This window comes from Clostridium sp. DFI.5.61, assembly GCF_024462915.1.
Lineage (GTDB): Bacteria > Bacillota > Clostridia > Oscillospirales > Oscillospiraceae > Lawsonibacter > Lawsonibacter asaccharolyticus.
This window is the reverse complement of the sequence record NZ_JANGBZ010000003.1, coordinates 103,660-121,700: the sequence shown is the minus strand read 5'-3', so window position 1 is coordinate 121,700 and position 18,041 is coordinate 103,660. Positions and strand designations below refer to the sequence as shown.

Here is an 18,041-nt window from a genome sequence, read left to right as displayed (position 1 = left end):
ACGAGTGAAAGTGTCAATAGAGCCGGTATATATTTTGATACGCTCATAAGCCGGCGAGTGTGAATCAAATGAAAAAGCCGCACCATGTAAATGGTGCGGCTTAGGAGGTAGTACTAACCGTGTCGAAATCGATGCGGTTAGTCTTTTTCACCCTTCCGGGTCTTATAGTCCGCTTCAATTGGCGCTTTCCAATCGGCACTCATAGGAGCTCCGCTTCTCATGCTTGTAATCGCGCAGCTGACCACTTCATAGTTCAGCCTTGTCCCCACGCTGTCGGAGTGGTAATTGACCGCGCGGTCTTCACTAATACCAAAATGCTTTGCCGTCTCGACGGCGTCAATATTGGCGCCGAGGAACAGGAATTCCCAACCATACTTGCTCTTCTCATGCTCGATCATCTGCTTAACACGAGCGCTATCATAGCGACGACTCGCATTTTCCATTCCATCCGTCGTGATGACGAACAGGGTGTGCGCCGGAACATCTTCCTCTCGCGCATACTTGTGGACGTTGCCGATGTGGTGGATTGCGCCTCCAATCGCATCCAGCAAGGCGGTGCAGCCGCGCACACAATACTCCCTATCAGTCATGGGCTTGATGTCTCGGATATTAACGCGGTCATGGATCACTTCGCTTACATTGTCAAAGAGGATGGTGGAGACCAGCGCTTCGCCGGGAGCTTTCTTCTGCTTTTCAATCATGGCGTTGAAGCCGCCGATTGTGTCGGACTCGAGCCCACTCATGGAACCGCTGCGGTCAAGGATAAAGACGATCTCAGTCAGATTCTTATTCATTGCAAATACCTCCAATAAATTATGGCTGTTTGGTGTTTCACCTTACAGCCATATCTTACTTTGATATTCGCTTCATTTGGTCGCTTGTTAAGCGACAATTCAATGAAAGGCGCAAGCAAGGATGCTTGCGCCTCTGGATTTCTCAGGATGTGTGATGTGCGTAAAACTCGCTCTCTGCAACACGAATCACGAAATTGTATTCCAGTCGATTTGCCTTGGACATGTCGATGTTATACCGCTTACTGACCTGACGCAAATAGGCAAAATACTCTTTGTCCTCACGAGTCAACGGAGACACCCAGCCTGTCCGTGAAGCATGATCTTCTACCTGACGCAGATACTCAAGCTCTTTTTGTTCCATCGCAGCACACCTCCGGAAAAGATAGCATATCAATCAGAGTTCCACCGACGAAAAGTCGCAGCACCTGATAACTATTATGCGCCAATCAGGCTTTGATCGAATGCAAACAGCGCCTCATTGATCTCAAACACGTTGTAGTTCCCTCGCTCGACAAAATACTCCACGATGATGTCGAATTTGCTGGAGTGCGACAGGGCAAATCCTGCTTTCGAGAGCATATCCTTCAATTCGTCAAGCGGCAATTCGAGTGCAAGCGCAAAGGCAATCACAGTAGGCTTTGATGGCCGATAGAGCTTATCCGACCGAATCTTTGAGAACAGCTTTCGATCAATGTTGGCCTTTTTATAGCACTCTGCATCCGTCATACCACATTCATCAATCTTACGAAGCAGCATCTCGGAAAAGCTCTCGTCGATCTGCTTCAGAGCATCGTCTAGGGAAGCTGCCTTTGCTACCATAGGTGCAGCAGGGATAGGGCAGCTCTCTTCCGCTGCAAGGCTACGCAGCCGGCTGATCCGCTCAGCATAGCTGTCTCGATGCTCTTCTACATATCGGTCATCTATGTAGGCGTTGATGTCCGCAAACAACTTGCTGCTGATCTGATACGCCTTGCGATCGAAGATGACGATGTAAACCATCATATCATTTTCAAGCAGAAAACTGCTGATCGTGTCGATAGCTACTTTGAGCGCCTCATCCTTTGGATAGCCGAAGATTCCCGAGGAGATCAGAGGGAATGCGACCGACTCGCAACCATGCTCCTTTGCGAGCGCGAGTGACGTCTGGTAGCACGAGACAAGCTTGTCATGCTCCCCATACTGCCCACCGTACCAGCGAGGGCCAACCGCATGGATCACATATTTGCATGGCAGCTTATATCCCTTTGTTATCTTGGCACTGCCAGTTTTGCACCCATTGAGCTTTTCGCATTCGACCAGGAGTTCCGGGCCGGCGGCGCGATGAATGCAGCCATCTACGCCGCCACCACCCAAGAGAGAACTGTTTGCGGCATTGACGATCGCGTCAACCTTCATTTTTGTGATGTCATTTCTTACAATCTGGAGCGGCATAAACAGACCTCCTGTGATATCTGCCTTCTGAGTAATTAAACGGCGAGCTTCTTTGGCAATAGATATATCTTCTTATCATCGAAGCAGATTTGCTCGGTACGGTTATAGATCTGGATCATCTCATCCATCTTTTCCATAAACATCCGTGTCCCTGGATTGCCTATGGAAGCGAATCGGTGAACGGCATCCTTTTCCATATCCAGAGCACTCTTCTTTAAGTGTGTTCCGCCATCCTGAAGGAATTCATCAACTGGCCCCTCTTTTACGAGCGGGATACTTCCAATGAATTTCCCGACTGCATTTCCTGCCGTGCCGATACCTTTCATGACATTAGCATCTACTGCTGAGTTACTCAGTTTCTCTAAATAGTGTGAGCTCTCCTCGAACAAATCGTGGTAAGCGTCCGACATCTGCTGCAGTTCATCCCGAATCCCGGAAATATAGGATTCTTTGAAATTGCCGCTGAGCATGACCTCCATGAGAGAAGACAGCGAGAATGTATAAAGGGACAAGCGGTAGTATTTGAATTCCTTCTCCACAGAGGTGAATGTCTGCTTCACGCCAGCCTGCGTGACGATATGCGGCTTCTTCCCAATCGACTCGGCGATCTTCTTCTGGTAACCAAGCATGTTCTTGCGTGCGCGATTTTGGTAGGTGAGAACCTGGTTATGATTGCCGCTGACGAAATGCTCGTTGTCCCAGTTATCCTTATACTTTTTGATGATGCTCATGAGGCTTTCAACATCCGCTTCTATCTCAGATTCCTTTTCGATTTCAAGGAACGAGACGATCTGCCTCTGCATATCCTCAATTTTCCCAAGCTCCTGTTCAATTGAGAATAGAGCGACCGCCATCATCATAGTGGCGGGATTGAATGCTGCCGCTGTCTGTGTGGTAGCGGTAATTGACCCAGCTTTTTGCAGCTGAACCATTTTAGATGTTCCTTCCGCAGTTTTGAGTGAGGCCCAGAAATTTCCGTTCTTTGCCGCTTTCAGTACATCACCGACACCAGCGTTGGCTATCGTATAGAGTCCATCCGCTGCGATGCTCGTCGTCTGCGTAACAGTATTCAACGCAGGGATGAGCGAAGAGACTCCAGCACCAAGCGTAGAGAGTTCCGCAATAGGAACGCTTAACACACCGCTGCTGTTCAGAGCAGTCCTTGCATCCGCCAAGAGGCTTTGGGTAATATCCAATAATGCCCCCGCATCACCGCCAGGCTGAGTCTCTATAGCGGTATTCGTATTGATGATCTCTCCCATGTCTTATCCTCCTCAATCGATTGAGAGTGTTCTCATTAGAGTCGTTGCTTTTTTCGCGGATTGGAAAAAGGCCATGTGGGAGCGGTCGCATACAATATTGCTTTACACGACCGATGCCCCGAAGGGCATTAAAGACAGCTTGGCCATTTTGAAGCATTGCTTTCCGATTGGAATGCCAAGGATCGTGATGCACCAGAGACAGCCCAGAATGCAGTATCCGATTGCCATCTCAAGGCCAAAGAAAATGATCCAAATTAGGTTGACGAGGAAGGAAAAGCCTCCACCGCCATACACAACTTCTTTCCCAAACGGGAAAAAGGCGAGACTTGCGAATTTGAAGCATTGCAGGCCAACGGGTATGCCGATGATGGTGATGCACCAAAGACAGCCGGCCAGTACCCAGGCAAGCCCGCCGATCAATCCTCCAAATAGGAACCAAAGAATATTTCCAATCGTAGACATAGTTGTCACCTCAATTTCTCGCTATTTCGCATCCGTTGCAAGCTGTCGCTCGATCCATGCCATCAGCAACCTCACGATGCGTTTCTGCTCATCCTCCGTCAGCTCACGCCCTATCGGAACATGATACCACTTGTTTAAGCAGCTGCGACAGCAGCAGGCGCAGGCATGCTGGGCAATAAACACTGGATGCCCGCGCATCGGTGTCTGTTTGCCGTCATTTGGGATGATCGCCGGCGCAAGCCGCATTCGGATGAAGTCGGCCGCATGATGCTGAATGGTTTCCATGCCCTTGCCCATTATGTACTGCCTGTCCTTTTCACTCAAATGGAACTTTGCGCGGAAAGCAGACTGTTGTAGGCGTAAAAGTGTTTGCTCAATGGTTGACATGTTGCTCACTCCAAGACCTTCAGTCCCAACTCTTTCATCTTGCGAATGATATCTTTCTCATCCATCATTCCCTCTGGAGATGATGCCTCCTGACCAGGGAATGCTTCGATACCGCTAAACTTAGCTGCCAGCTCATCCGGTTTCCAACCGCAGGTACACCACAAGCGGCTTCCATTGTGATACTGCACGATGAGCTGCATAAGAGTATCTTGCTGCTTTTCCGTCAGGCGGACACCTACCTCGCACAATTCAATCAGCACATTCTGGATCATATCCGTTGTGCGCAGATGACCAACATTCTCGGCTCGCCGATGAAACCGCATAATCTTTTCCGCCTCTGTACCGCTGTACTCTGCCAACAGGGCAGAATAAGTGGCGGGGACTTTCTTGTAATAATCCAAATTGAACCGCTCGTTCAAATTGAGAAAAGAAAACTCGTTTAATTTCTTCCCGCGATTCTCATTCGGATAGGTTTTACGTTGTTTTGGGGCGCACTCCATCGCCGTGGACTTCAGGTTCCCAATAAAAACTGCGAGTGATTTCTCCTCTACAGATGCTGTTGGTTCCGCATATGAGAGAAAATCATCGGGGACACAATAGGGGCGATCATTGCGCTCGTCCATCAGTGCATAGAAGGAAAACATCTTACCATAGCCAGCACCAATCAATTCTTTTGATACGATGTGCCGATCCAGATCATTGTGAGGTTCCTCCGTGTACAGTTCTTCGATCTCATAAACCCGATAGGGCTGCACTTCTCGACGGACAATTGCGGAAAAGGCAATAAGGTCGCGTCGATGAATCCGCGGCACATCGCTTTTTAGCTCCTGATAAACCGACCATACATCGCGAAGGGCGATGGTGCCATATAGATTTGCACAGGCGGCGAATAGAGGATGGAGGAAAGCACATGTTTCCGTTGATAAACCCGCCTGCATATATAGCCGGTTTAGAGATTTCTCCGATAGTGGTTTTGGATAGGACATATACCGTTCCTCCGCGTCCAAGGTTCAAGCTTTATTCGTACTGTGCTGCGATCGACTTGACGTGCTCCGCCATCTGCTTGACTACATCATCAGGCCCAATGACCTTCGCCGCCGTCTGAAATCCGCAGAGCCACGCAAAGAACTGTGGGCTGACGATCACATCTGTCCATACTGTAAAGTGATCTTCTCCATCCGGGACTAAGATCACATCCCGCCCGAGACGGTCGAGTACGGCGCCCACGAGATGATTTTCGAAACGGAGATGAACCTTGACCTCCTCGCCGGTGAACATGCCGAATGTCTTACGCGCATAGACGGCCATATCGAGCGCCTCGTAAGCGTCCTGACCATCTCGTTCTTCATCCAGAACGGTGATCTTTTCCATCTTATCGACGCGGTAGTGTTTGATGATCCCTGCAGCAGAATCAAAGGCAACCATGTAATAGTTCTCATCGTCCCATGTCATTGCAAAGGGACTGACAACATAATAAGCTCCGTCATGGCGGTACACGCGCTCCTTTGCGACATTATACTCGAAATACAGGAACCGGATCTTCCGATTGCTTGAGATGCCATTATGAATCTCATCGACATTATAGTAGATGGACTCATTCATCGTTTTGATCCTGTTCTTCACGAATACCTGTCGGTTGAGCAGCTGTGCGCTATGGATACTGGCCAGCTTCTCGATTTTCTTGATCAGGGACAGCGTCTTCTTATGTGTAATAAATTTTGAGGATTGGACGCTATCCACGAGGAGCTTGAGTTCCGGCAGTTCAAAGTCCCGGCTTGCTACATAGTAGCCGTGATTGTTCCCCTCGGATACCTGAATGATGTCCAAGCCAAAATCCCGCAGAGCTTCAATATCACTATAGATCGTCTTTCTCTCCGCAGTAATATAATGAGACTTCAGGTAGGCAATGATCTGGCTGGTGGTTACGGCATGGTTTTCATCTGAGTTCTTCAGCAGGTACTCCATGATGTAGATAATCTTCAGCTTCTGAAATGAGGAGCGAGGCATATGTTCATCATCCTTTCAACCTGGTCGAACCAATTTCTGTCAAGCAACGATATCATAACATAAACCCTGTCCAATAGAAAGGACAACCTTCGATAATGGCTATTTGTATCGCAAAAAGAAAGCCACGGGTTGAATACTCTCAGGTATTCAACCCGTGGCTTTCTATGAGTGTCCTTTTATTGCATCGTTATCCGGATGTTCCTCGAGGCTGCTCTCTTTGGTCAAGTAGTCTAAAAGAGCCAGCTGTGTTTTCGCTTCTGCTCAAGCAGTACACGCTCCGCTCTTTGGAGTATATCTGGAGAATAGGCTTCAGATAGCAAATTCAGTTCTGACCTCAGTTCTTCATGCGATATGCGAAAGGTGAGTTGTCTGCCATAGAGTTGCTCAGCCGCCGTCACCTGCTCCACATGATCCGAATCAAAAGGCTTCGCTTGTACTCGCTCAATACAGGTATATAGATCATCGGTAAGCGGGTAGTCATTCAGATCTGAAAGAAGAGAGAGCCCATTATCAAAGATCGGGCAAAGGCGAAATTCCTTTGTTTCTTCATTCCGCAATACAGCGAGATTGTTTGTGTGGCGATCTTCATTGAGCGTCAGGCAGTCCAATTCAAGGATAGCAGTAAGATATGCTCCAACACCGGTTAGATTTGTGACGCGCTCAACAAAACCAACCGTGTAAGCAATTCGATCCGCAGGAGAGTCGAATTTTGTCAGCGCTTGAGCAAGTCCGCGACCTTCATAGGCGCGATGGAGCCGTTCAAATGGAATCAGCATTTCATCTTTGCGCATGAAGTCATGGCTGGAGCATCCCGGTATTACTTTATCGTTATAGTGAATGAACACTGGTTGATAAACCACGAAATCATCCGCATTTGACCATGTGAGCAAACGTGAAACGATTATTTCCGAGAGTGCTTCGTATCCCATGTGGTCCGCTTTATACCAATTGCCTGACTGCTTCCATTTGGGTTGATCACCCTTTGAGGTATGGCCTTCGCTCATAATTCTATCCGCGCTCGTAAAATCAATGACTTGCATAAATGATCTCCTTCCTCGGAAGATAACGAAGTCTTAACCACATTTCGTCATCAGCTAAACGACCCCTCGTCTTTTCTACGATCTTCAACGGATCATAATCCGTTAGATCCATTTCTTGAAGCAGTTCTTTGCAGTTGCCGCGTGTCTGAGGAAAGCAGCGATCCCGTAAGAAATTTTCAAAGTCATTCCAGGTTGGGTGCTCCAGCACACCGAATGCACGATGCAGAATGTCATCCGTTTTGTTCTGGATGACCACCTTTTGGTCAAGGAAGTCTACATCAATAACCGTACAAGGCTGCCTTCTGAACATATAAGTGATGCGCATTGTGCATCCATCGCCTGCGGCTGTGTTTAGGTATCGCTCAACCGTTTGACGAGAGAGCCCAAATGTCCTTGCCAGTTCCTGCATGGATGTGCCGGCGTTGCGCATAGCCCTCATTTTATGGATAACTTCGTCGGCTATTTTGCGTTTCCGGCCAGCGTTGCGTGTGTTCTTCTTCCTATATTCTGCAGCGATCTTGCGAAGTGTGGCCTCATCGTCAGTACCGAACAGTTCTACACATAGCTTTCTATAGTCCATTGTTCTTCCTCCTTCGCATCGAATATATGCAACTAATTTAATTTTGATACATTATAGCATAATCTGGTCAACGTGTCAAATTTCACATGACCACGTTACAAAACTCTGTATTTCTCTTCAAGAGCTATTGCATTTTGCGTGCAATAGCTCTTTTCACATCCGTTCACAAAAAGTTTACAAATTTCTTTTCGAAGCGACGGGGGGTACCCCCCTGTTTTTTGAGTGAACTCTAGTAGAACGCAAAAAGGAGATGACCATTTTGAAAAAAAGAAAGACCCGAGCCCAGCGCAGCAGACCCTTCCGCTGCCCCCATTGCGGAGCAGCCATGATCTTGAGACCAGCAGCGGAGATCTACCGCGACTGCCAGAACGATCGGAAACTCTATGTCTGTCACAACTACCCCGCGTGCAACACCTATGTGGCAGCGCATCCCGGCACCAATCAGCCGATGGGCGTGCCGGCGAACGGAGACCTCCGGAACCTGCGCATCCAGGCGCACCGGAAGTTTGACCGCATCTGGCAGACCGGGATCATGACACGAGAGAATGCCTACCGTTGGTTTGCGGACTCCTTTGGATTGAGTCTGAAGGATGCCCACATTGGAATGTGCAGCGAGTACCGATGCAAGGAGCTCATCCGGCTTTGCGATGAAGTGCTCGCAAGAAACCATCGTGTCGCATAAAGGAGGTGCCTGACATGACTGATTATCAGAATGAGCTTGTAATGGAACATTTGGATCTGGTCAACTGGGTCATCCGAACCAGAATCTCAGTTCCCAACAGACCGCTATTGACCTATGATGACTTCTATGCCATCGGTTGTGAGGCCATCTGCCGTGCCGCTTTGAAGTACCAGGCGGATAGCGGCGAATTCGCACCCTTCGCATGTCGCTATATCTACAATGCCATTATCGATCACTGCCGTGCGATGAATTACCGACTCCAGAGAAGTGTAGATGCAGGTTTTGAAGAGGGCGAGGTACTCTTTGATCTGCTTGCCCATACCACCGTTGACTTCGAGGCCGAGGTCACTGACGATTCCGCTATGGCAGCGTTGCGCGCCTGTAAGGAGAAGTACCAGGGTGTTGCTCGGAAAGGCGTCGAGGCCATTGAGCTGAAGCTGCAGGGATATGAGTCTGTTGAGATTGCAGATCTCTACGGGACCACCGTCAATAATGTCAATGCATGGATCTCGCGAGCCCGCAGCAAGCTCCGGAACGAACCTGCCCTGATGGAAATTTTGTGCTGATTTGTTGTTCTTCCCAAGCCACCTTCGTAAGAAAAGTGTAGAACGGATAAGGAGGATACAGCAATGATGACATTTTATGCTGCTGCAGGCAGTTATCAGATCAGAAGCGAAGACGGCAAGAATATGCCTTATATCATGCGGCTGGGAAAGCTGCAGCCAGTCTCCATTCCGGAGTTCAGTCTCTGGAGTATGCTCCTGTGGGATGTATTGACCTATGAGGAGCTTCATAAAAAGTTCTATGACAAGATGGAGGAAACAGAGATCGAACCTTCCTCTTTTGATAAGTCCCTGGAGATGCTGGTTAAGCGCAAGCTCATCATCAAGGGTGTAGGATACACCGGTGCGGATGCGCTCTACAATATGCTTTCGGACACCTATGTGATTCCTCTTCGAGGCGTCCAGGGTACCCGGAAGCTCATGAATGTAGCCAAGCTGCTCAAGCAGAAGAAGGTAAACTTCTTCGAGGCTGTTTATCTGCTGCAGCCGGAGAAGAGTTCGGTTGCCGAGCGCAGGATCATGAAGCTGGTGCTTCAGACCCCGCTGAGCGTACCGGAGCTGGTTCGCTGCTTTGAGAACAATGTGCGCGATGTGAGTTCGGCCGACAAGGTCATTTCCGCCATCTACACGGAGGAGTCCGACAATCAGGCGCGGCTGAACAACGCATCAAGCCTCTCAGACTACCGCCACGATGTCCTGGAGGCGACAGCGAATCTCTACCTGACACGCCAGGTCATTTTGGAACATGCATAGATACAAGCCCAGAAAGCTTCATCGCTTTCTGGGCGCTTGATTTTACCACTGTCTTATAAACAGAGAAAGGAACCTGTTATGAAAATGCCACCACCCATAGCAACTAAGTTCACTCAGTTGGTTCTTACGATCCTTGCCATTACCATTCTCGGCATCATCCTCTCGTTCGTCTCCCAAGACCATACACTCCTTATGCTATCAGCTGGTGTAGCTGTTGCTGGAGGCGTGAAGATCATCGACTACTATCGAACGATCAAGGGAGAGCACTATGAGTGCATTGAAGGGACGCTTGTCCGGGAACAGGCCGGCTATGCAAGGAAGCGGCACATGATCGTGCTGGCTTTGGAAGACGGCTCGTTGGAGCAGAGAATCCTGGAAGGCCGATACAAGCTCAAGATTGGAACCGACTATCGCTTCTATCTCAAGCGGGAACCGATCGCCGAGATCCAGATTGAACTCCCAGAAATCCTCCAGCCGGCCATCATCGTCCTTGGTCATGAAGAGCTGCCTTTTTCGTCAGGAAAGCAGATTTAGGTATTCTGGAAGGGTGCCGAAGCGGATGATATGCTTACTGTGTTCTTTATTAGATTGATCCTCCAACTGGAGCTTTTTAAGATGTGAGCCTGTGACCAACCACGCAGGCATATCAGGCAGAATCGTGGATTGTGACTCTATTGCCATCCGCCTCTGTCTTTTTCTTTGTCCGGCTTCGGCTGGATGACTTTGTACCATGCGTCGTAAGGCGTTTGGAATATTTTAAGCCGTAAGGCAGAAAGGAAAAGGATTATGCACGCAACCATCATTATGGAGGGCCGTCTGGTCACCGATCCGGAGATCAAGAGCGGAAAGAATGGAGACTACTGCACATTCCGATTTGTGGTCAACACAAAATATGGAAATCAGGACAACGCCTCTTTCTTCAACTGCACCGCAAGCGAGTACATCGCCAATCGGATGCAGAAGGCCGGCATCAAGAAGGGCCGTCTGATCGAGATCATCGGTAATCTGAATCTGCGTCCCTACGAGACGGATGAGGGCATCCGTCAGATCTCTGCGGATGTCAGTGTCCTCGAGTGGCACTTTACTGGTTCAAAGCCGAAAGGCGATGAGGCGGACTCTTCGCAGGGTACGGCAAAAACCGCACAGAAGAGCACCGGTAAGGTGCGCCCGGAGCAGACGATTCCAAGTGGCGATGACGATGACGACCTCCCCCTCTGATCTGGACATACATATATGGGCTGTAAGTGTTGTGAATGCCTGCAGCCCATTTTGTTTTGTCCATTCCAAAATCTACATACGAAAGGACTGACTATTTGTGGCTGTCAAAAGCCGAATTGACGCATGGACCCTGCTGAGGGTTCTTGTTGTACCCTGTCTGTTTCTCTGCGCGATCTTCAAGCGCCCCATATTCCAATGGATCGCTTGCGCTGCGCTTTTTGTCTGGGTGTGTTTCGTGATCTCGAAGCTATTTCGCGCGCATAGAAAACACTGCAAAAAGATGCCCGCAGAGCAAAAGGCCTTTCCTGCGAAGCAGGAGACCAAACCGCTTACGGAGACTCTGCAAGAAGCAGATGATGACACCCGACTGAGCTTGCTCAGACAGGTCAATTATCGAATCATGGAGCAACTGAAGCAGAGCTATCCCACAGTATCATGGCTTTGGGATACGCGTCCTTCATCGGAAGATATCAACAGAGGCTGTACGAAACGTATCAAACTCTATCACTGTGACCCCTTCAATTTTGGAGAGGTGACACTGAGCGCATCTGGGAAGCTGGAAATCGCGCTCATTCAGCTCGTGCCTCTTGCTGAAGCAGAGGTGCAGCCGAAGAGTGATGAAGATTTGGAGGAAAAGGACATTCTCTCTCGTAACGATGTGAAGCAATGGTACACGGAAACAGGTATTGCTCTACTCAGCGTATTGATCGATGAGCTGAATGTGCAAGGCCACAAGCAGCTTGCCATTCATGAAAATGGTGATGTCCTCGTTACCGTCGAGGGAAAGGAACAGACGGTAGATACCATCCCTGACTTTCCCCCTCGCCCCGCTTGGGACGATCTTTGTGTACTCGCTCGCGAAGACGATATCTCTGCAGAAGTGCGTGGCCAGGAACTTGCTGTGTCCTGGCCTTAATTGATCATGATGAGGTGTAATTATGGCAAAGACGAAGCTTTTCGAATCTTGGACTTTCCGACTCCAGCTCCCACCGCCTTTTGATGACCCAAAATACTCCGGAGCAAAACCGATGGGCTTTTCGCAGTACAACACTTCCAGTACCGCTCAGAAGGCTACACTCCACGCACCTACTCTTCGCGCCCTGCTGGCCTATGCAAAGCTGGTGAGCGCAACGGAGAATGGGCAGAGTGTGGATGACCTCGGTGCCATCGGTCATCAAGGCAATACCTACCGGATCAGCGAGTACCGATCTGCCAACAAGACCGATTGTGTCGTATTCAATCCAGTTACCGGCAAGTTCAGCGCGGTGCAGATTGAGGACGGCTCGCAGGTTCTGAAGCCCTATTCTTTGGGCGCTGGTAATGGTTCTGGATCTGCCCTGCTATTCTGCCTGATGCCCGTTCTCAATGAAGATGATGAGTTCCGCCAGAAATTTCAGGAGTTCACCTCACATTACGAGAACGGTTGGGCTGATATGGACGCTGCGTTCGAATGTGCGCTTGTCCTCTGCGACAATGTCTATCGTCGAATTGAGAACAGCAAGCAGTTGGGTACGGATGGCGTCAAGATCTCCATTCCCACTACTGGCAATATCTCAGTCATCACACAGATGGCAATGGATAGCGGGAACTACGCGCCGACTGGTGCCTCTTATGGCAACTTCACCATCATGCAGCTGTCAGGTAACGCTACGGCAAAAGCCACCTCGTTTCAGAAGGAAGACTTTGTCGGAAAGTACGCCCTCTCTAATCGGATCCTCACTGATCGGGAGAAGGCAATGGTACCCACGCTGCCCGACTGGTACATCATTCCCAAAGAGGTCGTTCGCGTGTGCGAGCATGCCAAAGCGACGACGGCATCCAACCAGCCAATGCGAAACTTCCTGTTTCGCGGTGAGGCGGGTACCGGCAAGACTATGGGCGCACAGGCTATCGCTGCTGGCTTAAATCTGCCTTATACCCTGATGACCTGTAGTGCCAATACGGAGATTACCGACTTGGTTGGACAGTTTATTCCTGATACCAACGGCTTTCATGGCAGTACTCCTATCGAGGATCTCCCGAAGATCTCCGACATCACCATGCATCCGCCCAGTGTCTATATGATGCTGACCGGCGAATACGATGAGTCCAAGACGGAAGATGATGTGCTGCAGAAACTCATTGAGATCGCCGTTGGCAATCTCATGGAGAAAGAGGATCCTGCTGGCCAGCGCATCCGTTATGTGGATACGCCTCTCGTCGAGGCGATTAGGCATGGGTATGTCTGTGAGCTGCAGGAACCTTCCTGTATCGCGAATCCAGGTGTCTTAGTCGGCTTGAATTCCTTGCTGGACAACTGCCAGGTAATTACTCTGCCGACTGGTGAGCGTGTGCGACGCCATCCGGATACAGTCATTGTCGTTACGACAAACTCTGACTACTCCGGCTGCCGCGACATGAACCAGAGCGTGATCTCCCGAATGGATCTGATCTACGACATGGAAGCGCCTGATTTGAACACGATGGTCAAGCGCGTGATGAATGTCACCGGATTTACCGATGAGCAGGAAGCGACAAAGATGGCCATTGTCGTGCGCGATATTGCAGAGCGTTGCCGTCAAACGATGATCACAGACGGCAGCTGCGGTATGCGTGAATTCAAGAGTTGGGTGCTCTCCACGATGGTGACGAATGATCCTTATGAGTCAGCCTTATCTACGATCATCTCTTCCGCTTCAGCGGATCCGGATAATCGTGCTGAGCTGATCTCCGCTTGCCTTGAACCCCAGTATTCCAAAACGATTTGATGAAAGAGGTGTGATTTGATGAGAATTGATCGAGAGTCCTTTATCCGTTTTGCTGTCGCTGTCGCGCTGGCATGCTACGACCTGCCTACTGACCGAGCAATGACCTCTGAGGAGGCGGCGCAGCTCGTGAAGTGGGTCATTGACATGGCACTCGGGCCTGACGCATCGAATGTCCAGGTGGAGCCTATGGAGAACTATCCTGCTTCCAGCAAGATGCCGCTTATTATCAGCATGGCTGGTGTGCAGCAGCATCTCTTTTGGTTCTACCCGCAGCAGTCCTTTGAGGAAATGTGCGATGCACTCTCCGCGATGCTCGGCGAGATCCCTATCAGCTGCGATAGTATCCCGGCATGATGGGAGGCTGTGCATATGAGAACATCCCACCGCCAGATCCGAAAGAGAATCCTCGACGCCAAGAGCAAGATCACCGACGAGGAGTTCTTCTCCTCCAGGGCCTATAACGGGTATTTGACGGATCTTGCGGAAGCAGCGACAAAACGCTATAAGCGTCCGCTGCGTGTGCGAGTCGTTGCAGATCATGATGATGAGACCGTTGCCTTTACGGATTACCACGGAATCTACATCAATGCCTGTAACCACATCACCTGGAGCTTTCCTTCAAGGCTCCTTCGTTCCATGAGTCTAGAAGGCCTGAATGCGCATGAGTGCGGGCATAACCTGTTCACCGACGAGCGCATTTGGCACAGCTACTTCGCTGGACTCGCTAAAGGCAAATTCTATCCGAAGATGCCTGATGGTCTGGACAGTATGCAAAAGCTCTATGCAAAAGACATCCTTGCGGCGCTTACAGACGATACAGACACAGTCCCCATGCAGGTCATCATGAGCACAGCGCATGCGTTGAGCAACATCTTAGAAGACGGATATGTGGATGCCAGGTACTCGTATGAGTTTCCTGGCTCCCCCGCCAAAGGGATCGCGCTCAATAACCTGCGCTATGCGGATACCATGCCGGAGATCACGGAGATGATCAATCGCAAGTACTATGACCATTCGATCGTAGTCAATCTCCTAATCCAGTATGTCAGGGCGCATGAGGTCAACAACCTATCCGGTTACACCGGCGAGTTCATCGACAAGCTGTATGAGTATATCCCCTGGATCGATGAGTCTGTCTATGATGACGATGCCAGATCCCGCTGTGAGGCTGCCAATAGGATCCTTGTGGATCTTTGGCCCATGATGCAGCGCTGCTTCGACGCTCTGCGCGATAAACAGAAGCAAGCCCAGCAGCAGGCGCAGCAATCCTCCCAGCAAACCGGCGAAGGCGGTTCCGGGAGTGGTTCTGGCCAGCCCGGCAGCGGCGATGATGACAATGATGGCAGCCAGCAGGGACAACAGGCGGTTGAGGAAGACCTCTCCAGCCAACTCCCGAAAGCGGCAGCTAACTTCACCATCAAAACCAAGCCGGTTCCCAGTAATGGCACCTTTACTCCCAATCCCGGTCAGATGAACGCGATCCGGGCACAGGTCGAGCGTGTGATTGCTGAGGAGACAAGCCGTATTGCCGCCCATCTGACGAATGGCATCACAAGTAGTGGAAATGGTGGCGTTGACCAGAACAGCGAGTATGAAGGCAACGATTATGAGCATGCAGCTGATGACATTGAGCGTCTCTTATCCTCCATGGCGGAGGAAAAGGTGACAGAGGAATTGGAAGAAGAACTATCTGAGGAACTACAGCGAGAGGCGAATGCCATCCGATATGGTAACGCGCATCGCAACATCCATGTGACCGTCAATCGTATGGCGCATGTGGATCAGAACCTCATCGACAGCTATAACCGTGTGGCGCCGGAGCTTTTAATGCTCTCCAAGCGATTGCAGCGTAGTGTCAGTTCCGCTCTCCGCGATCGGCGGCAGGGTGGGAAACAGACAGGACTCCTGATTGGGAAACGACTCAATCAGCACGCGCTCTATCGGAACGATGGCCGTATCTTCTATAATTCCCGACTCCCGACGGAGCCGATCAACCTTTCCGTTGGCCTGCTCATCGACGAGAGTGGCTCCATGTGTTCAAATGACCGCATTACCAGAGCCAGAGCAACTGCCATTGTGATCCAGGACTTCTGCGAGTCGCTTGGTATCCCGCTGCTGGTCGTTGGTCATACCGCCTGGAGCTCACATGTTGAACTGTTTTCCTACTCGGATTTCGATACCTACGATAAGAATAACCGCTATCGGCTGATGGACATGAGTGCCAGAGACTGTAACCGCGACGGCGCTGCGTTGCGCTTTGTGGCGGAAAAACTCTCTAAGCAGACATCTGAGGTGAAAATCCTCATGATCATCTGCGATGGACAGCCAAATGATGACGGTTACTCCGGATCTGCAGCAGAAGCTGATCTGCGTGGGATCAAACTGGAGTATGCGCGAAAAGGTGTCAAAATCTACGCGGCAGCCATTGGTGAAGACCGCCCGCGAATTGAGCGGATCTATGGTGATGGCTATTTGGACATCACCAATCTCCAAGAACTGCCGGTGATGCTGACGAACCTGATCGTGCGTAGCCTCCCACACTAAATAGAAAGGGGAAACTACGAATGATATCTTTTGAAGACTATTTGTGTAACCGAAATGATGCGATTGACAACGCTGCGTATCAGTTAATCTGCGCCATGACCGCGCAAGATCACAACGAGCCGAAAGAAGATGATCCTGCCGTTCCGGATTGGAACATGGAAATCATCGGCGAATTGGTCGATGCAGCGGAGGAGATCATCCAAGAGAAGGCTGGACACACCTGTCACCCATTCTACTGCGACAGTATTCCTTGTTATCAGACTGGAGATTGCAAAAATCAGTATTGCGCTTTCCTACAGACTGACTCAAAGGAGGGAGACATGTGAAGAACCCCGTGGATTTCGACTGGTATTGCAAGACCAAGAAAGACGTGATCAATAATGCCGCCTACGAACTCATCGTAGCCCTGACAGCCAAATCGGCGCCGCCGAGGAAGTTCGAGTTATCCATTCCTCAACGGGACGATGAGATGATTGCCAATGTTGTAGAGGGCGCTATCAACGCGGTAGAAGCTCAGATCGGCTATTACTGCCATCCATTCTATCAGGAAGCAGACATGCTCCCGTGCTACCTCGGCAATCGTTGTGATAATCCACACTGTATCTTCAAGGATGCCTCCGGGCGGCCTAAGGTGCAGCCTTCCGAACGGGAAGAAGATCCTGAGGAAGGGGGTGATGACGATGGCTGATGAGAAGCGCTACTTTTCTGTCAAGGACATGTTTGAGCAGGCGGTCACGCGGGCAAAGACGGATCCTCGATATGAAGAGTACAGCAAGATCTGTGAGCTGGACTATGACCTGCTCTGCAGCACATGCAAGTACGACAAGCTCTACAGGTGCGAGTTCGATGTGGTAGGCGAAGTGACCTACGGCAGCAGCGAGGGTATCTACGGAGATATCTTCCTGTATGGCAACTGGTCCAAAGAGCGGGATGACCCGTTCAAAAGCCGCGCCCGCGTCTATGTGCTCAAGACCTTGAAGCAGGACAAGGAGTCGTACTTGGCAGTGGGAATGCTGGTCAACCTCATTTGCTACTACGCAAATGAATTCGTAGCCACACATCTCGACCGATTTGATTGAGGAGGAACAAATGCATAGTAGAATTATTGAACTGGGCAATGCGCCCATTTTACCTGATGACCGTATGGGAGAGTGCAGTGTGCCGGAATGGTTCTACCACTCGATTGCGGACTACACGAATGCGGAAACGGACCGGGATGAAGACCTGAAATGGTTCCTGGAAATCGTTGCCCACATCGTGGATGTCGCTGAGGATGGAGAGAGCTTTACGTTCAAGCCGAATGCCAAGAAGAAGTACTTCCACAGACAGTACTACGCCTTCCTGGATAAAGCGAGAGAGCTGACAGGCATCTCAATCGAAGCCTTCTGTGCTGAGACCCCTTACGACATTGGCATGGCCATGTATAAGCTGAATGAAGCCTACCAGGATAAGTTCAGTTTCTACATCTACTACCAAGATAAATTGAAAACACTGGATGAATGGATTCGCGAGACTGATCTCAGCGAGTCTTTTTATTTTGGTGGGACACTCGACTATCACTTTTAAGAAGA

23 protein-coding genes are annotated in these 18,041 nt (G+C 50.1%); 13 read left to right on the top strand and 10 right to left on the bottom strand.

All coding sequences use genetic code 11. From position 1 onward, the window contains the following. Positions 1–137: 137 nt before the first annotated feature. The 10 genes from NE584_RS03175 to NE584_RS03130 form a co-directional block, all read right to left on the bottom strand. Entirely contained in the window at positions 138–794 is a 657-nt protein-coding gene (locus tag NE584_RS03175; protein WP_187014356.1) for a hypothetical protein, read from the bottom strand. A 142-nt stretch (positions 795–936) separates the two neighbouring features. Beyond that, entirely contained in the window at positions 937–1,155 is a 219-nt protein-coding gene (locus tag NE584_RS03170; RefSeq protein WP_118625497.1) for a hypothetical protein, read from the bottom strand. A 74-nt stretch (positions 1,156–1,229) separates the two neighbouring features. Beyond that, entirely contained in the window at positions 1,230–2,225 is a 996-nt protein-coding gene (locus NE584_RS03165) for an O-acetyl-ADP-ribose deacetylase (protein WP_226907841.1), read from the bottom strand. A 35-nt stretch (positions 2,226–2,260) separates the two neighbouring features. After that, positions 2,261–3,487, bottom strand: a complete 1,227-nt coding sequence (locus NE584_RS03160) for a hypothetical protein (protein WP_256181747.1) — start codon at positions 3,485–3,487, stop codon at positions 2,261–2,263. Positions 3,488–3,589: 102 nt separating this feature from the next. After that, positions 3,590–3,949: a YccF domain-containing protein gene (locus NE584_RS03155; protein ID WP_108979790.1), complete on the bottom strand. Its 360-nt coding sequence runs from the start codon at positions 3,947–3,949 to the stop codon at positions 3,590–3,592. A gap of 21 nt (positions 3,950–3,970) precedes the next feature. Beyond that, positions 3,971–4,336: a DUF4186 domain-containing protein gene (locus NE584_RS03150; RefSeq protein WP_147561719.1), complete on the bottom strand. Its 366-nt coding sequence runs from the start codon at positions 4,334–4,336 to the stop codon at positions 3,971–3,973. A 5-nt stretch (positions 4,337–4,341) separates the two neighbouring features. Further along, positions 4,342–5,322: a hypothetical protein gene (locus NE584_RS03145; protein WP_147561717.1), complete on the bottom strand. Its 981-nt coding sequence runs from the start codon at positions 5,320–5,322 to the stop codon at positions 4,342–4,344. A 31-nt stretch (positions 5,323–5,353) separates the two neighbouring features. Further along, a complete protein-coding gene (locus NE584_RS03140; protein WP_227151427.1) occupies positions 5,354–6,301 on the bottom strand; it encodes a YafY family protein in 948 nt (315 codons plus the stop codon). Between the two features lie 272 nt (positions 6,302–6,573). Beyond that, positions 6,574–7,383, bottom strand: a complete 810-nt coding sequence (locus tag NE584_RS03135; protein ID WP_147561713.1) for a hypothetical protein — start codon at positions 7,381–7,383, stop codon at positions 6,574–6,576. Then, a complete protein-coding gene (locus tag NE584_RS03130; protein WP_256181742.1) occupies positions 7,370–7,963 on the bottom strand; it encodes a helix-turn-helix domain-containing protein in 594 nt (197 codons plus the stop codon). Before NE584_RS03130 ends, NE584_RS03135 begins: the two co-directional genes overlap by 14 nt. Positions 7,964–8,222: 259 nt before the next feature. Between NE584_RS03130 and NE584_RS03125 the strand changes: the two genes are divergently transcribed. The 13 genes from NE584_RS03125 (at position 8,223) to NE584_RS03065 (ending at position 18,036) form a co-directional block, all read left to right on the top strand. Beyond that, positions 8,223–8,645, top strand: coding sequence for a zinc-finger-containing protein (locus NE584_RS03125; protein WP_226907839.1), 423 nt, complete (start codon positions 8,223–8,225; stop codon positions 8,643–8,645). A gap of 14 nt (positions 8,646–8,659) precedes the next feature. Next, on the top strand, positions 8,660–9,211 hold the full coding sequence (locus NE584_RS03120) for a sigma-70 family RNA polymerase sigma factor (RefSeq protein WP_187014351.1): 552 nt from the start codon (positions 8,660–8,662) through the stop codon (positions 9,209–9,211). A 63-nt stretch (positions 9,212–9,274) separates the two neighbouring features. Beyond that, the gene (locus NE584_RS03115; RefSeq protein WP_148337183.1) at positions 9,275–9,961 is read left to right on the top strand and encodes a hypothetical protein; all 687 of its coding nucleotides are present in this window, start codon (positions 9,275–9,277) and stop codon (positions 9,959–9,961) included. A gap of 78 nt (positions 9,962–10,039) precedes the next feature. Further along, on the top strand, positions 10,040–10,495 hold the full coding sequence (locus NE584_RS03110; protein ID WP_226907838.1) for a hypothetical protein: 456 nt from the start codon (positions 10,040–10,042) through the stop codon (positions 10,493–10,495). Between the two features lie 252 nt (positions 10,496–10,747). Then, on the top strand, positions 10,748–11,179 hold the full coding sequence (locus NE584_RS03105) for a single-stranded DNA-binding protein (RefSeq protein ID WP_256181738.1): 432 nt from the start codon (positions 10,748–10,750) through the stop codon (positions 11,177–11,179). Between the two features lie 97 nt (positions 11,180–11,276). Continuing rightward, positions 11,277–12,095: a hypothetical protein gene (locus tag NE584_RS03100; RefSeq protein WP_253098683.1), complete on the top strand. Its 819-nt coding sequence runs from the start codon at positions 11,277–11,279 to the stop codon at positions 12,093–12,095. Positions 12,096–12,117: 22 nt separating this feature from the next. Further along, on the top strand, positions 12,118–13,926 hold the full coding sequence (locus NE584_RS03095; protein WP_186878262.1) for an AAA family ATPase: 1,809 nt from the start codon (positions 12,118–12,120) through the stop codon (positions 13,924–13,926). Positions 13,927–13,944: 18 nt separating this feature from the next. After that, positions 13,945–14,280: a hypothetical protein gene (locus tag NE584_RS03090; protein WP_256181733.1), complete on the top strand. Its 336-nt coding sequence runs from the start codon at positions 13,945–13,947 to the stop codon at positions 14,278–14,280. Positions 14,281–14,295: 15 nt separating this feature from the next. Beyond that, entirely contained in the window at positions 14,296–16,470 is a 2,175-nt protein-coding gene (locus tag NE584_RS03085; protein WP_256181731.1) for a nitric oxide reductase activation protein NorD, read from the top strand. Positions 16,471–16,490: 20 nt separating this feature from the next. Next, a complete protein-coding gene (locus tag NE584_RS03080; protein ID WP_119347349.1) occupies positions 16,491–16,796 on the top strand; it encodes a hypothetical protein in 306 nt (101 codons plus the stop codon). After that, positions 16,793–17,158, top strand: coding sequence for a hypothetical protein (locus NE584_RS03075; RefSeq protein WP_256181730.1), 366 nt, complete (start codon positions 16,793–16,795; stop codon positions 17,156–17,158). Before NE584_RS03080 ends, NE584_RS03075 begins: the two co-directional genes overlap by 4 nt. Further along, positions 17,151–17,549: a hypothetical protein gene (locus NE584_RS03070; RefSeq protein ID WP_186878258.1), complete on the top strand. Its 399-nt coding sequence runs from the start codon at positions 17,151–17,153 to the stop codon at positions 17,547–17,549. Before NE584_RS03075 ends, NE584_RS03070 begins: the two co-directional genes overlap by 8 nt. Before the next feature lie 10 nt (positions 17,550–17,559). Continuing rightward, positions 17,560–18,036, top strand: a complete 477-nt coding sequence (locus NE584_RS03065) for a hypothetical protein (protein ID WP_238073891.1) — start codon at positions 17,560–17,562, stop codon at positions 18,034–18,036. Positions 18,037–18,041 lie beyond the last annotated feature (5 nt).

Excerpts from the sequence above, each read along its gene's own strand:
- NE584_RS03085 (WP_256181731.1), top strand. The coding sequence starts at position 14,296 with ATGAGAACATCCCACCGCCAGATCCGAAAGAGAATCCTCGACGCCAAG.
- NE584_RS03150 (WP_147561719.1), bottom strand. The coding sequence starts at position 4,336 with ATGTCAACCATTGAGCAAACACTTTTACGCCTACAACAGTCTGCTTTC.
- NE584_RS03080 (WP_119347349.1), top strand. The coding sequence starts at position 16,491 with ATGATATCTTTTGAAGACTATTTGTGTAACCGAAATGATGCGATTGAC.
- NE584_RS03130 (WP_256181742.1), bottom strand. The coding sequence starts at position 7,963 with ATGGACTATAGAAAGCTATGTGTAGAACTGTTCGGTACTGACGATGAG.
- NE584_RS03095 (WP_186878262.1), top strand. The coding sequence starts at position 12,118 with ATGGCAAAGACGAAGCTTTTCGAATCTTGGACTTTCCGACTCCAGCTC.
- NE584_RS03135 (WP_147561713.1), bottom strand. The coding sequence starts at position 7,383 with ATGCAAGTCATTGATTTTACGAGCGCGGATAGAATTATGAGCGAAGGC.
- NE584_RS03120 (WP_187014351.1), top strand. The coding sequence starts at position 8,660 with ATGACTGATTATCAGAATGAGCTTGTAATGGAACATTTGGATCTGGTC.
- NE584_RS03145 (WP_147561717.1), bottom strand. The coding sequence starts at position 5,322 with ATGTCCTATCCAAAACCACTATCGGAGAAATCTCTAAACCGGCTATAT.
- NE584_RS03070 (WP_186878258.1), top strand. The coding sequence starts at position 17,151 with ATGGCTGATGAGAAGCGCTACTTTTCTGTCAAGGACATGTTTGAGCAG.
- NE584_RS03065 (WP_238073891.1), top strand. The coding sequence starts at position 17,560 with ATGCATAGTAGAATTATTGAACTGGGCAATGCGCCCATTTTACCTGAT.
- NE584_RS03110 (WP_226907838.1), top strand. The coding sequence starts at position 10,040 with ATGAAAATGCCACCACCCATAGCAACTAAGTTCACTCAGTTGGTTCTT.
- NE584_RS03140 (WP_227151427.1), bottom strand. The coding sequence starts at position 6,301 with ATGGAGTACCTGCTGAAGAACTCAGATGAAAACCATGCCGTAACCACC.
- NE584_RS03170 (WP_118625497.1), bottom strand. The coding sequence starts at position 1,155 with ATGGAACAAAAAGAGCTTGAGTATCTGCGTCAGGTAGAAGATCATGCT.
- NE584_RS03115 (WP_148337183.1), top strand. The coding sequence starts at position 9,275 with ATGATGACATTTTATGCTGCTGCAGGCAGTTATCAGATCAGAAGCGAA.
- NE584_RS03165 (WP_226907841.1), bottom strand. The coding sequence starts at position 2,225 with ATGCCGCTCCAGATTGTAAGAAATGACATCACAAAAATGAAGGTTGAC.
- NE584_RS03160 (WP_256181747.1), bottom strand. The coding sequence starts at position 3,487 with ATGGGAGAGATCATCAATACGAATACCGCTATAGAGACTCAGCCTGGC.
- NE584_RS03105 (WP_256181738.1), top strand. The coding sequence starts at position 10,748 with ATGCACGCAACCATCATTATGGAGGGCCGTCTGGTCACCGATCCGGAG.
- NE584_RS03155 (WP_108979790.1), bottom strand. The coding sequence starts at position 3,949 with ATGTCTACGATTGGAAATATTCTTTGGTTCCTATTTGGAGGATTGATC.
- NE584_RS03175 (WP_187014356.1), bottom strand. The coding sequence starts at position 794 with ATGAATAAGAATCTGACTGAGATCGTCTTTATCCTTGACCGCAGCGGT.
- NE584_RS03090 (WP_256181733.1), top strand. The coding sequence starts at position 13,945 with ATGAGAATTGATCGAGAGTCCTTTATCCGTTTTGCTGTCGCTGTCGCG.